Annotated in this window: 12 protein-coding genes and 1 tRNA gene; 9 read left to right on the top strand and 4 right to left on the bottom strand. The window is 68.8% G+C overall.

Features of this window, described 5'->3' with window-relative positions; translation table 11 throughout:
* Window positions 1-1,127: 1,127 nt before the first annotated feature.
* The 3 genes from LDQ05_RS17075 to LDQ05_RS17065 form a co-directional block, all read right to left on the bottom strand.
* On the bottom strand, window positions 1,128-1,805 hold the full coding sequence (locus LDQ05_RS17075) for a hypothetical protein (RefSeq protein ID WP_226438149.1): 678 nt from the start codon (window positions 1,803-1,805) through the stop codon (window positions 1,128-1,130).
* Window positions 1,806-1,971: 166 nt separating this feature from the next.
* Window positions 1,972-2,048, bottom strand: a tRNA-Arg gene (locus LDQ05_RS17070).
* 47 nt (window positions 2,049-2,095) lie between these two features.
* Window positions 2,096-2,794, bottom strand: a complete 699-nt coding sequence (locus LDQ05_RS17065) for a DedA family protein (protein ID WP_226438148.1) — start codon at window positions 2,792-2,794, stop codon at window positions 2,096-2,098.
* 240 nt (window positions 2,795-3,034) lie between these two features.
* On the opposite strand from LDQ05_RS17065, the gene LDQ05_RS17060 reads away from it, so the two are divergent.
* From LDQ05_RS17060 to LDQ05_RS17035, 6 genes are all read left to right on the top strand, one after another.
* Window positions 3,035-5,071: a bifunctional copper resistance protein CopD/cytochrome c oxidase assembly protein gene (locus tag LDQ05_RS17060; protein ID WP_226438147.1), complete on the top strand. Its 2,037-nt coding sequence runs from the start codon at window positions 3,035-3,037 to the stop codon at window positions 5,069-5,071.
* A 165-nt stretch (window positions 5,072-5,236) separates the two neighbouring features.
* Complete coding sequence (gene ettA, locus LDQ05_RS17055) at window positions 5,237-6,910, top strand: energy-dependent translational throttle protein EttA (protein ID WP_226438146.1); 1,674 nt, start codon at window positions 5,237-5,239, stop codon at window positions 6,908-6,910.
* Window positions 6,903-7,322, top strand: coding sequence for an acyl-CoA thioesterase (locus LDQ05_RS17050; RefSeq protein ID WP_226438145.1), 420 nt, complete (start codon window positions 6,903-6,905; stop codon window positions 7,320-7,322). The genes ettA and LDQ05_RS17050 overlap by 8 nt, the downstream gene beginning before the upstream one ends.
* A 104-nt stretch (window positions 7,323-7,426) precedes the next feature.
* Window positions 7,427-12,217, top strand: a complete 4,791-nt coding sequence (locus tag LDQ05_RS17045) for an NAD-glutamate dehydrogenase (protein WP_226438144.1) — start codon at window positions 7,427-7,429, stop codon at window positions 12,215-12,217.
* Between the two features lie 3 nt (window positions 12,218-12,220).
* Complete coding sequence (locus LDQ05_RS17040) at window positions 12,221-12,655, top strand: acyl-CoA thioesterase (protein WP_226438143.1); 435 nt, start codon at window positions 12,221-12,223, stop codon at window positions 12,653-12,655.
* Window positions 12,648-13,334, top strand: a complete 687-nt coding sequence (locus LDQ05_RS17035) for a DUF8010 domain-containing protein (RefSeq protein WP_226438142.1) — start codon at window positions 12,648-12,650, stop codon at window positions 13,332-13,334. Before LDQ05_RS17040 ends, LDQ05_RS17035 begins: the two co-directional genes overlap by 8 nt.
* A gap of 18 nt (window positions 13,335-13,352) precedes the next feature.
* On the opposite strand, the gene LDQ05_RS17030 is transcribed toward LDQ05_RS17035, so the two are convergent.
* Window positions 13,353-13,745, bottom strand: coding sequence for a globin (locus LDQ05_RS17030; protein ID WP_226438141.1), 393 nt, complete (start codon window positions 13,743-13,745; stop codon window positions 13,353-13,355).
* Window positions 13,746-13,941: 196 nt separating this feature from the next.
* Here LDQ05_RS17030 and LDQ05_RS17025 point away from each other — a divergent pair, with 196 nt between their 5' ends.
* From LDQ05_RS17025 to LDQ05_RS17015, 3 genes are all read left to right on the top strand, one after another.
* Window positions 13,942-14,616 (top strand): HNH endonuclease, encoded by a 675-nt coding sequence (locus LDQ05_RS17025; RefSeq protein WP_226438140.1) that lies wholly within the window; start codon window positions 13,942-13,944, stop codon window positions 14,614-14,616.
* A gap of 132 nt (window positions 14,617-14,748) precedes the next feature.
* A complete protein-coding gene (gene ctaJ, locus LDQ05_RS17020) occupies window positions 14,749-15,012 on the top strand; it encodes an aa3-type cytochrome oxidase subunit CtaJ (RefSeq protein WP_226438139.1) in 264 nt (87 codons plus the stop codon).
* On the top strand, window positions 14,999-15,472 hold the full coding sequence (locus LDQ05_RS17015; RefSeq protein ID WP_226438138.1) for a DUF5130 family protein: 474 nt from the start codon (window positions 14,999-15,001) through the stop codon (window positions 15,470-15,472). Before ctaJ ends, LDQ05_RS17015 begins: the two co-directional genes overlap by 14 nt.
* The last annotated feature ends 81 nt before the right edge of the window (window positions 15,473-15,553 follow it).

Below are 15,553 nucleotides of genomic sequence, written 5' to 3'. Positions count from 1 at the left end.
CCGGGAAGCGTTCACCATCGACACCGCGCCCGGCTGGGACTGGCCCGCACAGCATCCGTTCCTCACCGACACCGAGATGCCCTGACACCCAGCACCCCCAGGGGAGGGGAGCCAGACACCGCCTCTCCCGTCACCTCCGGCGCAGGCGAGCACCCCCCATGACCCCCCCGCCCCCACCCGGGGTCGACCGAGGCACCCACCCACCCCGGGCCTTCGGCATACGCGCTCAGGCTGCGTACGGGTCTGGGGGTCCTGTCCGGACGGCATAGCAACCCTGACCATGCGTGCGGTTTTCGCCCAGCGTTTTCCTGCAACGAGAGGGGGGGGTACCTCGAGTACCGGACCGTCGTTTTCGTCGCTCTACGTCGATTCTGTGAGCGATTCTGAGCGCCGTTCCTCGCCGGGGTACCCGACACTCAAGCACGGTGATGATCACCGTGCACGCGGGTCGCACGGGCCGAGCAGTCGTCACGGTGAGCGTGATGGTCGCGCCCGCGCGCACGGGGGTGACCAACCGTGGCCCTCAGGGACACGGTTGCCCACGTCGCCGGGGTTGCCTCTCGGGGACCGGACGATTCTTCCGCACCCCGTGCCGTACCCGGCTTGCCCCTCGAGTCGATCCCCGCGTCCCCCGTCCTCGAGGTGGCTGGCTGGCTGTGGTCCCGTCGTGTCGAGGCAGGCTTGAACTCACCTGTCGCTGCGATGGTGCCTGTACGTGCCGTACAGGCCCGAATCCGGCACATGCTGGGAGTGAGTGAAGCGGTGGGAGGGCAGGGCGTACCCCGTAACGCACGGGGTACGGATGCCCATCATGCCGGTCGGTCGTTCGCTTCGGTCGGTTGGTGTGCACGCGACGCACGGGAATTACTCGGCGTCGCCGGGACTGGGATGCTCCACGCGCTCGTACAGATGCCACTCTGTCCCCGCTCGAGTCCGCCTTTACCGGGTGAGCTACGTGTGATCGAGAATTGGTGCTGTGGCCCCTCTGACGGGCGACGACACCGCGGGCTAGGCGGCTCACCCGTGGGTGCACTACGGGCGCAGAGTGGACGATCTGGGGGTTGCAGAGGCTCACGGACCGTGGCGTGCAGGGCCGAGCCGGTGCGAGACCGGCCCGACTCAACGCGTCACGATCGAGCGGCAGAGGTGGACGTGTCTTCGGTGCCGGTGCGAGGTGCCGTGAGGCGAGCGTGGATGTCGCTCAGGATCCCGATCAGCCGCGGGATGTCCTCGAGGTCGATTTCGGGTCCGTCGAGCGACATGGGGTGTGGATCGAACGCGACGACCGCCTTGTCCCCGTATCGGAGCGGCACCACCGTCAGCCCCGCGGCGCGCTCGAGGCCTCGTTCGACGACGACATCCTCGAGGAGGTCGATGGGGTCGGGGGTGGCGCCGGACTGTTCGGATTCGATGCTGACGCGGATGTGGTCGACGTCGACGGCGGCCCAGAGGGGCATGGTCCGCCACTGCTGTGGTTCGCGGCCGACGGCGCGAGCCAGGTCGTGCAGCTGTTCCTCGGTGTACCCGGAGTGCGCGATGAACTCGACTTCGAGGGGTTCGAGGTCACGCAGTCGTCGCATGGCCTCGAAGTAGTCGAAACCCTGCTCGCCGCCGAGCTCGGCGCGCTCGGACGCGATGCTGGCGCGCATCCGGCCGAGAGGCAGCGCCGCGGACGCCGCGGCGACGTACAGGCCGTGATCGACAGCGAGCTTCAGGCCGAGCATGGGCAGGCCGTAGACGAGGCCGACGACGAGGATGGGTGAGAGCACCCAGAGGGCGCGACGTACGATGATCTGACGGTTCATGACGGGTCCGTTCCGTTGTGGGCCGAGGCCCTGGAAGGCGTTGTGAGCGCCGACCGGGGCCGCTTTCGTCTGGCTACGGAAGGGACGCGCCGGGGTCCGATTGTCCGGCGATTGCACGCACCACCCCTGTAGGGTGGGAGAAACCGCAATCTACCTGCGGTTTCGGTGGTGCCCCCGGCAGGACTCGAACCTGCGACCTAGAGATTAGAAGGCTCTTGCTCTATCCAGCTGAGCTACGGAGGCGCGGCCAGAATCTTAACCGCACGCGGTGACGGGACGGCGACCGGGAGTCACACGGGGCGGGTCGAACCGGGTTCGTCCGTACCACCCGCAGGTGCCGCGCCCGGATGCCCGTTCGGTGCGGATTCGGCGTCGCTCGGATCGATGATGTCCACCTCGCCGGTCTGGAATCGCTGGATGACGTGGTCGATACCGATACCGAGCACCACCGCGACACAGATCGACACCACCGCACCGAGGAGCGGCTGCGATTCGAAGAACCCACCGACCAGGCGGCCCATCATCGTCGAGTACACCGCCCACGTGACACCGCCGAGGATCGTCAACGGCACGAACTTGGTCCGCGGATACCGGGTGGCCCCGGCGGTCATGTTCACGGCGATCCGTCCGATCGGCACGTAACGGGCAGTGAGGATGATCGCCGCGCCCCGCTTGTCGAGGCCCTTGCGCGCCCATCCGAATGCGGCGCGACCCTTGACGGTGCGCATCCACCTCCAGCGCTGTGTGCCGACGCGTCGGCCGATCGTGTAGGCGATGTTGTCTCCGAGGATCGCGCCGAGCGCGGCGAGGGGGATGATCAACCACACGTAGGGAAGACCGGTCGACCCGGACAGTGAGGCGAGGGTCACCAGGATCGTCTCGCTCGGCACCGGTGGGAAGAACCCGTCGATGACGCACACCGCGAACAGCAGCGGATACACCCAGAGCGCACCGGCCTGGCCGATGATGAACTCGTTGATCACGTCCATGCGCTGTGTGCCGCTCCCGTCGCGTCCAGGGTTACTGCTTCCACGTTAGCGGCAGCGCGGTCGGTCGACCTCGCTGCGACGGTTCCGTTTTTCTGTTTCCCTTCCCCACCGTCCGGGCGAATGTATCGCTCACTCGTCTGATTCGATCGGGCGACACATTCGCTCACCGCGGCCTCGTCGCATCCGGGTACTCCGACGGGGCGTCGTAGTCGACTTCCTCGAGGTCCTACCCTGGTAGGCATGGCAGCACCCGACCTCGAGCGCGTGACGGAGCCGTCCGCGCCGACCCCCGCGCGCGGTAATCCGTCAGCCCTGTTCGTTCTCCTCGGTGTTGTCGCGGCGGTTGTCGCGGCGATCGTCGTCGGGCTGTCGGCGGCGCAGGCGCTGGTGTTGCTCGGCATCCCCGATCCGGGGCCGGTCACCACGTACGGGCTGCCGGCGGTGCGGGCGATCGCGGAGATCGCCGCAGCGCTGACGGTCGGTTCGTTGTTCTTCGCGACGTTCCTGGTGCCGCCGCAGCGCAACGGCGTGCTGGACGTCGGTGGCTACCGGGCGGTGCGCACGGCGGGGGTGTCGGCGCTGGTGTGGGCCGTCACGGCGGCGCTGCTGGTGCCGTTGACGCTGTCGGACACCTCCGGTGAGCCCTTCACCGAGGCGATCGTTCCCGCAAACCTGTTCTCCGCGACCGGTCAGGTCGAGACGGCGTCGGCGTGGGCGTGGACGGCGGTGCTCGCGGTGGTCGCCGCGGTGTTGATCCGGCTGGCGCTGCGGTGGTCGTGGACCCCGTATCTGTTGTTGCTCTCGGTTGTGGCATTGCTGCCTGTCGCGTTGACGGGGCATTCGTCGTCGGGTGGTTCGCACGACATGGCCACCAACAGTCTGGTGCTGCACGTGGTCGCCGCCTCGGTGTGGGCGGGTGGCCTGTTCGCGCTGGTGGCGCACGCATGGCGGGGCGGGGCGGACACCTACTCGGCGGCACGCAGGTTCTCGATCGTCGCGGGCTTCGCGTTCGTCGTGATGGCTCTGAGCGGCGTCATCAATGCGGCGGTGCGACTGCCGTTGGGGGATCTGTTCACCACGACCTACGGACGGTTGGTGTTGGCGAAGGCCGTCGCGCTGGTCGTCCTCGGCCTGTTCGGCTGGGCGCAGCGACGTCGTGCGCTCCCGGATCTCGAAGCGGACCCGGGGAACCGATCGGCGCTGGTGCGGTTCGCATCGGTGGAGGCGGTCGTGTTGGCCGTCACGATGGGACTCGCGGTGGGGCTGGGTCGGACCCCACCACCACCTCCGGCGACCACACCGAGTGTGATGGAGGTGGTCCTCGGCTACGAGCTCACCGGCAAGCCGACGTTCACCAGCCTGTTCATCACCGAGTGGCGTTTCGATCTGATCTTCGGGACGGCTGCGATCGTGCTGGCCGTCGCGTACGCGCTGGGGTTGTGGCGGTTGCGTCGGCGCGGTGACACGTGGCCGGTGGGTCGTTCGATCGCGTGGTTCGCGGGGTGCTTCGTGCTGTTCATCACGACGAGTTCCGGTGTGGGTATGTATTCGCCGGCGATGTTCAGTGTGCACATGGGGGCGCACATGGCGATGTCGATGCTCGCGCCGGTACTGTTCGCGCTCGGTGGTGCGATGACGCTGGCGCTGCGGGCGATCAAACCCGCCGGGCGCGACGCACCACCCGGGCCGCGTGAGTGGATTCTCGAGTTCCTGCACAGCCCGCCGTCGCGGTTCTTCACGCATCCGATCGTGGCGTCGGTGATGTTCGTCGGAGGGTTCTACGCGCTGTATCTCGGGGGGATCTTCAGTACCTACGCCGACAGTCATGCCGCGCACGTGCTGATGAACCTGCACTTCCTGCTCAGCGGCTACCTGTTCTACTGGGTGGTGATCGGGGTCGATCCGTCGCCTCGCGATGTGCAGCCCGTCACGAAGATCGCGATGGTGTTCGGGTCGTTGCCGTTCCACGCGTTCTTCGGTGTGACCCTCATGAGCATGGGGTCGGTGATGGCCGAGTCGTATTACCGGGGGCTCGCCCTGCCGTGGAACGAGGATCTGTTCTCCGACCAGAAGATCGGCGGCAGCATCGCGTGGTCGGCGGGGGAGATCCCTCTGGTCCTGGTGATGTTGGCGTTGCTGGTGCAGTGGTCGCGCAGTGACGAGCGCACGGCGCGGCGGGTGGATCGTGCCGCGGACCGGGACGACGACGCGGAACTTGCCGCCCACAACGCCATGTTCGCCGAGCTCGCTCGCCGCGACCGCGAAGGTGGTCGGTAATCGGACCGGTCCGGCGTGTCGCCCCCGGTGAGCGAGTGGTACACCCGATCGATCGAGTCGAGCGGGCGATACATTCGCTCGGCTCGCCGGGAGGCGAGAAGACGAGGAGGAGGGGCGAGGCGGTGCGGTGTGGGGTTCGGGCCGCGGACCGATACCCTGGTCACCATGGCGGAGTTCATTTACACGATGAAGAAGGTGCGCAAGGCGCACGGTGACAAGGTCATCCTCGATGACGTCACCATGAGCTTCTACCCGGGTGCCAAGATCGGTGTGGTCGGACCGAACGGCGCGGGCAAGTCGTCGATCCTCAAGATCATGGCGGGGCTGGATCAGCCCAGCAACGGCGAGGCGTTCCTGGACCCGGAGGCGACCGTCGGCATCCTCCTGCAGGAACCGCCGCTGAACGAGGAGAAGACGGTCAAGCAGAACGTCGAGGAGGGCCTCGGCGAGATCAAGGTCAAGCTCGACCGGTTCAACGAGATCGCCGAGCTGATGGCGACCGACTACTCGGACGAGCTCATGGAGGAGATGGGCAGGCTCCAGGAGGAGCTCGACCACGCCAACGCGTGGGATCTCGATTCCCAGCTCGAGCAGGCGATGGACGCGCTGCGCTGCCCGCCGCCGGACGAGCCCGTCACGCACCTCTCCGGTGGTGAGCGTCGCCGCGTCGCGCTGTGCAAGCTGCTGCTGAGCAAGCCCGACCTGCTGCTGCTCGACGAGCCCACCAACCACCTCGACGCCGAGTCGGTGCTGTGGCTCGAACAGTTCCTGTCCACCTACCCCGGTGCCGTTCTCGCGGTCACCCACGACCGGTACTTCCTCGACCACGTCGCACAGTGGATCTGTGAGGTCGACCGCGGCAAGCTGCACCCGTACGAGGGCAACTACTCCACCTACCTGGAGAAGAAGGCCGAGCGTCTCGAGGTGCAGGGCAAGAAGGACCAGAAGCTGCAGAAGCGGCTCAAGGAGGAACTCGCCTGGGTCCGGTCGGGTGCGAAGGCGCGTCAGACCAAGAACAAGGCGCGTCTCGACCGTTACGAGGAGATGGCGGCCGAGGCCGAGAAGCACCGCAAGTTGGACTTCGAGGAGATCCAGATTCCGACGCCGCCGCGCCTCGGCAACGTCGTGGTCGAGGTCGAGCACCTCGACAAGGGCTTCGACGGCCGTGTCCTGATCAAGGACCTGTCGTTCACGCTTCCGCGCAACGGCATCGTCGGCGTCATCGGCCCCAACGGTGTCGGCAAGACGACGCTGTTCAAGACCATAGTCGGGCTCGAGGAGCCCGACAGCGGCTCGGTGAAGGTCGGCGAGACCGTCAAGCTCAGCTACGTCGATCAGTCCCGCGCCAACATCGATCCGAAGAAGAGCGTGTGGGAGGTCGTCTCCGACGGTCTCGACTTCATCGAGGTCGGCCAGAACGAGATGCCGTCGCGCGCCTACGTCAGCGCGTTCGGGTTCAAGGGCCCGGACCAGCAGAAGAAGGCGGAGGTGCTCTCCGGTGGTGAGCGCAACCGTCTGAACCTGGCGTTGACCCTCAAGGAGGGCGGCAACCTGATCCTGCTCGACGAGCCGACCAACGACCTGGACGTCGAAACCCTCAGTTCCCTCGAGAACGCGCTGCAGCAGTTCCCGGGTTGCGCCGTCGTGATCTCCCACGACCGGTGGTTCCTCGACCGGACGTGTACCCACATCCTGGCGTGGGAGGGCAACGTCGAAGAGGGCAAATGGTTCTGGTTCGAGGGCAACTTCGAGGCGTACGAGGCCAACAAGGTCGAGCGTCTCGGCGTCGAGGCCGCCCGCCCGCACCGGGTCACGCACCGGAAGCTCACGCGTGACTGACGCCGTGCCGACGGGACCGTTCCGCTGCACCATCGAGGTGCGGTGGGGCGATTCGGATCGTCTCGGGCACGTCAACAACGCGAAGATCGTGGAGTACATGCAGGAAGCCCGTGTGAAGTTCCTGCACTCCGCGGGGTCCGTCGGTGGAGCCGTGGTCGTTCGCAGGATGGACGCGGAGTTCCTGCTCCCGGTCAAGGACGACTCCGCTCCGGTGACCGTCGAGGTCGAGGTGCTGCACCTGGGGACCACGTCGTACACGCTGCGGCACTCGGTTCTCGACCGCGACGGTCGGCTGTGTGTGCGCGGCGACGCCGTGTTGGTGGGCTTCGACATGCGGGCCGAGACGTCTCGGCCCCTCGACGCCGCCGAACGGGCGCTGCTGAACCGCTACCGGGCGGTTCCCGCCGCCTGACGGGCGTGTTCCACTCCTGACGGCGAGGCGCCGCGGATAGGCTCGATGCAGAGCCCGTCCGCGGCGCTCCGCGTTGTCGCCGGTTCGACCGAGGAGTGATGCACATGTCAGATCAGGCTGCGTCACAGGGTGTTTCATCGCCGATGGAGGTCCTCGAGCGGGCGTACGGCCAGTCGGTGGAGGGGCTCGACGACCCCGAGGTCGCGATGGCAGCGCACCTCGCGCTCGGCCTCGACCGGTCCGCCGGTACCGCCGCCACCCGCGTTTACCGGGCCGACGATCCGTCCGGCCCCGCGGTGCAGATCGTCACCGACGACATGCCGTTGCTCATCGAGTCCGTCACCGCGATGCTCGCGCGGCTCGGTGCCACCGTCACCACGGTCGTGCATCCGGTGTTCGCGGCCGAACGCGCCGCCGACGGCAGGCTCGTCGACCTCCGCGACGGCGGCATCATGCACGACGGCGGCATCTCCGAATCGTGGATCCACGTGCAACTGCACCCCACCACGACCTCCGGGATCCTCGACGACATCGAACGTGATCTCGGTCCGGTCCTCGCCGACGTGCGGCAGGTCGTCGCCGACACGGGGGCCATGCACGCACTGCAGGCCGAACTCGCCGAACGGCTCGACGCGCTCGCCGCGGCGCCGCCGCCCGGGCATTCACCGAGCGACCTCGCCGAGACCGCGGATCTGCTGCGATGGCTGGCGCGAGGCAACTACACGGTGCTGGGCTACTGCCGGTACCGATTCGACGAACCGGACGGCGACGGGGTGTGCCGGTCGCATCCGGTGCCCGACAGCGGGCTCGGTGTGCTGCGCGTGTCCACCGCCGACGACGACCTCGTCGATCTGCCCGTCGAGGAACACCCGGGTGATCGGCCGCTGCTCGTCCTGACCCAGGGGGCGCTGCCGGCGACCGTGCACCGATCGGTGTATCCGTACTTCGTGGGGGTGGGCATCCTCGACGCGGCCGGCCGCACCGTCGGTGAGCACCGTTTCCTCGGGGTTCTCACCGTCACCGCGATGCACGAGAACATCCTCGACATTCCACTGCTCGCGCGTAGGGCCCGCGCCGTCGTCGCGCGCGCGGGCATCGACCTGTCGTCGTTCGGTGGGCAGGCGATGCTCGAGACGATGCAGACGCTGCCGCGCGCGGAGTTGTTCTCCATGGACACGTCCACCCTCTACGACACGGTCACCTCCGTCGCCGAGATTCGTCGTCAGGTGCGGTTGTTCGTCCGTGTCGACACCTACGGCCGGTACGTCTCCTGCCTGGTGTACCTGCCCCGCGACCGGTACACCACGAAGGTGCGGGTCGCGATGCAGCGGATTCTGCTGCGCGAGTTCGGTGGGGGCACACTCGACTACACCGCCCGGGTCTCCGAGGGAGACCTCGCGTTGTTGCACGTGACCGTCCGGTTCCCCGACCACACCCGCCCGCACATCGACACCTCCGACGCCAACCGGTTGCGGGTGCAGGCCCGACTCGCCGAGGTCAGTCGCAGCTGGGCCGACCGGCTGGCGGAGGCCGCGGCCGCGGACGCCACGGTCGATCCGGCTCTGGTGCAGCGCTACGCGGACGCGGTGCCCGAGGCATACAAGGAGGATTTCGACACCGAACGGGCTCTCGCCGACCTGCGCCGACTCGAGGAGCTCGGCCCGGGCGACTTCGGCACCCACGTGTACGTCCCGGACCGCGACGAGCCGCGACGGTGGCGGTTCACCCTCTACGTCGCCGAAGAGCCGGTGACGCTGGGGCGGGTGCTGCCGGTATTGCAGAGCCTCGGGGTGGAGGTCGTCGACGAACGCCCGTACCGTCTGCCCAGGTCGGATGGGATCGACTGTTGGATATACGATTTCGGTCTCCGCATTCCTGAGGACATGCCGCTCGACGCGGCCGCGGGCGAGCCGGTGCCCGCCGGCCGGATCACCGACGTGTTCGCCGCGTCCTGGCGCGGGTACGCCGAGACCGACCGGTTCAACGAACTGGTCCTGCGTGCCGGTCTGTCGTGGCGGCAGGCCGCGATGCTGCGTGCCTACGCGAAGTACCTCCGCCAGGCCGGATTCCCGTACAGCCAGTACAACATCGAAGGTGTGCTGCTGGACACGCCGGAGACCACGGCGCTGCTCGTCGCCCTGTTCGAGGCCCGATTCGATCCGGGCACCGCCTCCGCTGCCCGCGAACGGTCGCTCTCCGGCGACCTGCGTGCCCGCATCGATGCCGTGACCGCACTGGCCACCGACCGCATCCTGCGGGCGATGACGTCGCTGATCCGCGCCACCCTGCGCACCAACTACTTCGTCCCCGACAGTGACGAGGCGGCCCTCGGGCACGTCCTGTCGTTCAAGTTCGACCCGACCGGCATCGAAGAACTGCCCCGCCCCCGCCCCCGGTACGAGGTCTTCGTGTACTCCCCGGACGTCGAGGGCGTCCACATGCGGTTCGGGGCGGTCGCGCGCGGTGGGCTGCGCTGGTCCGACCGTCGCGAGGATTTCCGCACCGAGATCCTCGGTCTCGTCAAGGCACAGGCGGTCAAGAACGCGGTGATCGTCCCTGTCGGGGCCAAGGGCGGGTTCGTCGTGAAGCATTCGCCGGCCCCGACCGGGGACGCCGTGGCGGACCGGCAGGCCACGCTCGCCCGCGGGCAGGACTGCTACCGGCGGTTCATCGCGGCGTTGCTCGACGTCACCGACAACCTCGACCGCGCCAGCGGCGCCGCCATCCCGCCCGACCGGGTGGTGCGGCACGACGGTGACGACACCTATCTCGTCGTCGCCGCGGACAAGGGCACCGCGTCGTTCTCCGACCTCGCCAACGCGGTCGCGGCGGAATACGGCTACTGGCTCGGCGATGCGTTCGCGTCCGGCGGATCAGCGGGCTACGACCACAAGGAGATGGGTATCACCGCGCGCGGCGCGTGGGAGAGCGTCAAACGGCACTTCCGCGAACTCGGTGTCGACACCCGGGCAGAGGACTTCACCGTCGTGGGTGTCGGCGACATGAGCGGTGACGTTTTCGGCAACGGCATGCTGCTCAGCGAGCACATCCGCCTGGTCGCGGCGTTCGACCACCGGCACATCTTCCTCGATCCGGACCCGGATGCCGCGCGGTCGTTCGCCGAACGCCGCCGGCTGTTCGCGTTGCCGCGGTCGTCGTGGGCCGACTACGACCACACCCTGATCTCGCCCGGCGGGGGCGTGTGGGACCGCGCGACGAAGTCGATTCCGATCGGGGAGGAGGCCCGCGCGGCCCTGCGGCTGCCCGGCCACGTCACCGAGTCGACCCCACCCGAGCTGATCCGCACGATCCTGCGGGCGCCCGTGGATCTGTTGTGGAACGGCGGCATCGGCACCTACGTGAAGGCGTCCACCGAATCGCACGCCGATGTGGGGGACAAGAGCAACGATGCGGTGCGGGTCGACGGTGCCGAGGTCCGCGCGAAGGTGGTGGGGGAGGGCGGCAACCTCGGGGTCACCCAGCGCGGTCGCATCGAGTACGCCCGGAGCGGCGGGAAGATCAACACCGATGCCGTCGACAATTCCGCCGGTGTCGACTGCTCCGATCACGAGGTCAACATCAAGATCCTGCTCGATTCGATGATCACGGCGGGAACCCTGACCCGCGCCGACCGCAATCCGCTGCTCGCGTCCATGACCGACGACGTCACCGCGCTCGTGCTCGCCGACAACATCGGTCAGAACCGGGTTCTCGGACTCGAACGGGTCGCTGCGCCCGCGCTGCTCGGCGTCCACCAGCGGCTCATCGAATCGCTCGAAGCCGACCGGGACCTCGACCGTGATCTGGACGCGCTGCCCGACGACACCGAGATCGAACGGCGTCACGCCGCCGGTGAGGGGCTCTCCTCACCGGAACTGTGCCAACTGCTCGCGCACGTCAAGTTGGCGCTCGTCGACGACCTCCTCGACACCGACCTGCCGGACAGCGACACCTTCGCCACCCGCCTGCCCGGGTACTTCCCGGAGGCGCTGCGCGAACGGTTCGCATCGGGTATCCACGCGCATCCACTGCGCCGGCAGATCGTCGCGACGCTGCTCGCCAACCACACCGTCGACAACGGTGGTATCACCTTCGTGTTCCGGCTCGGCGAGGAGACCGGCGCGGCCAGCACCGACGCGATCCGCGCCTACGCCGCCGTCACCGAGATCTTCGGCCTGCCCGAGTTGTGGCGGCGCATCCACGCCGCCGGGTTGCCCACCGACGTCTCCGACGACCTCATGCTCGAATCCCGTCGCGTTCTCGATCGTGCCGCTCGCCGGCTGCTGACCACCCGACCGCAACCCCTCGCCGTCGGTGCCGAGATCAGCCGCTACCGGTCGCCGTTCGCGCGTCTCGCACCTCGCGTCGGCGAATGGATGCGCGGACACCACGTGCGCGATCTCACGGACCGGATGACACCGCTGCTCGAACGGGGCGCACCACCGGAGCCGACCGGCACGGTGTTCCGGTTGCTCGACCAGTTCCCGCTGCTCGACGTCGTCGACATCGCCGACATCGTCGAACGGGACGAGGACGAGGTCGCCGAGTTGTACTACGCGCTGGACGCGCACCTCGGGGTGGACCGGTTGCTGTCGGCCGTCACCGAACTGGAACGCGGCGACCGCTGGCATTCGCTGGCCCGGCTGGCACTGCGCGACGACCTGTACGGGTCGTTGCGGGCATTGACTCTCGACGTGCTCGCCGGTGCCGGTGCCGACGAGACCGCCCAGGAGATGATCGAGGACTGGGAGATGTCGAACGCTTCGCGGCTCGTGCGGGCGAGGTCGGCGCTCGACGAGATCGCCGCGTCTGGGAACCTGGACCTGGCCACCCTGTCGGTGGCCGCACGGCAGATCAGGAGCATGGTGCGCACCGGCGCACCCGATCGGAGGTGACGCGTGAGCGATACGGGCGGGCAGTTCGGATTCCACACGGAGGTGACGGTGCGCTGGTCCGACATGGACGCGTTCCAACACATCAACCATGCGCGGATGGTGACCCTGCTCGAGGAGGCCCGTATCCCGTGGCTGTTCGCCGACGGCAGACCCACCGAGGCGCTGCGCGAAGGCGCGGTCATCGCCGACCTGCACGTGCGGTACCGGGGGCAGCTCCGGCACGCCGACGGTCCTCTCGACGTGATGATGTGGACGGAGAAGGTCCGCGCGGTCGACTTCACGATCGGCTACGAGGTGCGGCCCGGAGGCGCCGCGACGGATTCCCCGCCGGCGGTGGTGGCGTCCACCCAGATCGCCGCGTTCGACATCGACACGCAACGGTTGCGTCGGCTCACCGACGACGAGCGCGAGTTCCTGCTGAGGTGGCGTCGTGCCTGAACCCGCCGTGCCCCGGGGGGAGCGTTCCCTGACGCTGGTGGGCGCCGCGGACCGCACCGACCTGGCCGCGTTCCTCACCCGCGCCCTGCGTCTGGACGAGGCGGCGGTCGTGCGGCTGCGACGCCGCGGCGACGGACTCGTCGGCGCGTGGGTGCAGACGGGCTTCGATGCGCTCGCCGTGCGGTCGGTGCGCGGCACCGTCGATCCCGCCGACACGTCCGTGGCGGTCGATGCGCTGCGTGCGGCGCTCGTCGCCGCCACCGGCGACCCGATCGAGGTGGACCCGGGCTGGGCGATGGACTCGGCGTGGCGCGGTGCGCTGCCCCCGGACGACGGGTACACGCACGTCGACGACGTGCCCGCGCGCGTCCTGATCGACCTGGCGCATCGCGGGGTCACCCTGACCCGCGACCAGGGTGCGCAGGGGCCACCGTCGTCGTTGCTCGCACAGGAGGTGCTCGAGGTCAGCGGCGACGGCACCACCGTCGGGGTACCGATGCGGATGGTGTTCGCTCTCGGCGCGATGGGGTTCGTCCCCGTCGCCGGTCCCGGTGACGGGGAGGTCCCGGACGGCGAACTGGTGCGCGTGCGGGCGACCGCGACGTGGTTGCGCCTCGACGCGCGCTTCGGCTCGGTGTGTCTGCGTCGCGGTGACGGGTTGGGCCTGAGCGTGCTCTGACCGCGCCGCGCGGCGCCGTCAGACCGGGGAGTTCATCAGTGAGTCGGCGGCCATGTCCATGTAGTCGAGCAGTTGCCGGCGGTGGGCGGCGTCGAGGGTCTGCTCGTCGATCGACGCGATCGCGGTGTGCATGCAGCGCAGCCACGCGTCGCGTTCGATCGGGCCGATCTTGAAGGGGAAGTGACGCATCCGCAGGCGGGGGTGTCCCCGTTCGTCGGAGTAGGTGCGTGGCCCACCCCAGTACTGTTCGAGGAACAGGCGCATCCGCCGCTCGGCGGGACCGAGATCCTCCTCCGGATACATGGGCCGGACGATCTCGTCCCGGGCGACTTCCTCGTAGAACCGCGCCGTGATCCGGCGGAACGTCTCGGCGCCGCCGACCGCGTCGTAGAAGGTCTGTTCGTCACTCATCTGCTGCTGGTCACCCTCCCTCTCGCTGGTTCCATTGTGCCCGTCGCCGACGGGGGAGGATCCAACGGCCCGTCCGCCGGGAGCGGCGGGACGGCCGACACCGGGCGTTCACCGCGGGGACACCGAAGCGTCCCGCAATTCCGGGTGCGATCCGTGGACATCCGTGGTGCACTGTTTCCAGTCTTCCGGAGGTCGCATGAAGCACCGCACCAGCGCACATCGACAACTCCCGCCCGCGGACGCCCCCGGCGGCGCTCCGGGGGCGACGATCACCTCGGTGCCGGAACCGGGGACGACGAAACTGCGTGTGGTGCCCGACCGTGCCGGTGCACCGGGTCCGCCGGTGACGCCGGACTGGTCCAAACTGCGAGTGCTGCTGCTCAACGCGACCTACGAACCCCTCACCGCGCTGCCCGCCCGGCGGGCCGTGGTGCTCATGGCCGGCGGCAAGGCCGACACCGTCCACGACGATCCCGCCGCGCCGGTGGTGCACTCGGCCGGCTGGTGCCTGCAACTGCCGTCCGTGATCCGTCTGCGCACCTACGTGCGGGTGCCGTACCGGGCGCGCGTACCGCTCACCCGCGCCGCGTTGATGCACCGTGACGGCAACCGGTGCGCCTACTGCGGGAGCAAGGCCGAGACCATCGACCACGTGGTGCCGCGCAGCCGAGGCGGCGAGCACTCGTGGGAGAACTGCGTGGCATGTTGCGCCACGTGCAACCACCGCAAGGCCGACAAACTGCTCAGCGAACTCGGCTGGACGCTGCGGGCCTCGCTCACCCCGCCCAAGGGACGACACTGGCGGCTGCTGGCCACCCTCGACGACCTGCATCCGACCTGGCTGGCGTACCTCGGTGAGGGCGCCGCGTGACCGACCGTGGAAGCCCGGGAACCCGTGTGATGCCGTGCCGTGCGGGGGTCCGGGACCTCCGCCCCGATACGGTTCGGGCACATATTCGGGGCATATGAGGCCTTCGTCCGGCGCCTGGGCTACCTTTTCCGTGTGAGCATTCTCGAGACAACGCTGATATTCGTCGGCATTCCGTTGCTGATCGTGCTGGTGTTCGGGGCGCTGTCGTGGCCCGCGAGCCGGACCGCCGGGCCGGTGCCGTCCGACGACCCGTACAAGCTGGGCGACAAATGGGACCACGACGCACTGCTGTGGACCGCGACCGACGAGGTGACCGCGCACTCGCGCGCCCACCACGGACATGCAGCCGGAACCCCGGCGGAACTGATCGGAGGTACCGCAAGTGGCAAGTGGTGACGTGATCGCGGCCCCCGCTCGCACGGATGCCGCGCTGCCGTTCGGCGCGGCCCTGACCGCCAGTGGACGCATCTCGCAGGCCGTCCCGCTCGGTCGACCGTTCGACGGTGCGCCGTTCTCGGACCAGGACCTCATCAACCTCGACGACACGCTCACCTCCGCGATCCGCGCGACCGGGGTGCGGTTCAACGTGTACATCGCCGACGCGGAGGACGCGGCCGCCGCCACCGACGCGGTGTTCCCGTCGACTCCCGAGGCCGAGAACTCGGTGCTCGTCGCGGTCTACCCGAACCAGCGGGCCATCGAGATCCGCAGCGGCACCGCCGCCTCGGACCGTGTCACCGACCGGGTCGCTCAGCTCGGCGTGACCGCCGCGGTCTCCTCGTTCGGTCAGGGAAATCTCATCGACGGCATCGTCAGTGCCGTCCGGGTGATCGCCAACGCGGTCCTCGTGCCCTAGCTGTAGTTCCGGGCGACGTCGATTCCCGGGCGTCGCCGCGCGCACGAACCACATCGGCCCGGCACCGGCCTCCCCGCGGAG

Source organism: Rhodococcus yananensis (genome assembly GCF_020515525.1).
In the GTDB taxonomy this organism is placed as follows: Bacteria; Actinomycetota; Actinomycetes; order Mycobacteriales; family Mycobacteriaceae; genus Rhodococcus; species Rhodococcus yananensis.
This window is presented reverse-complemented; position numbering and strand designations above follow the sequence as displayed.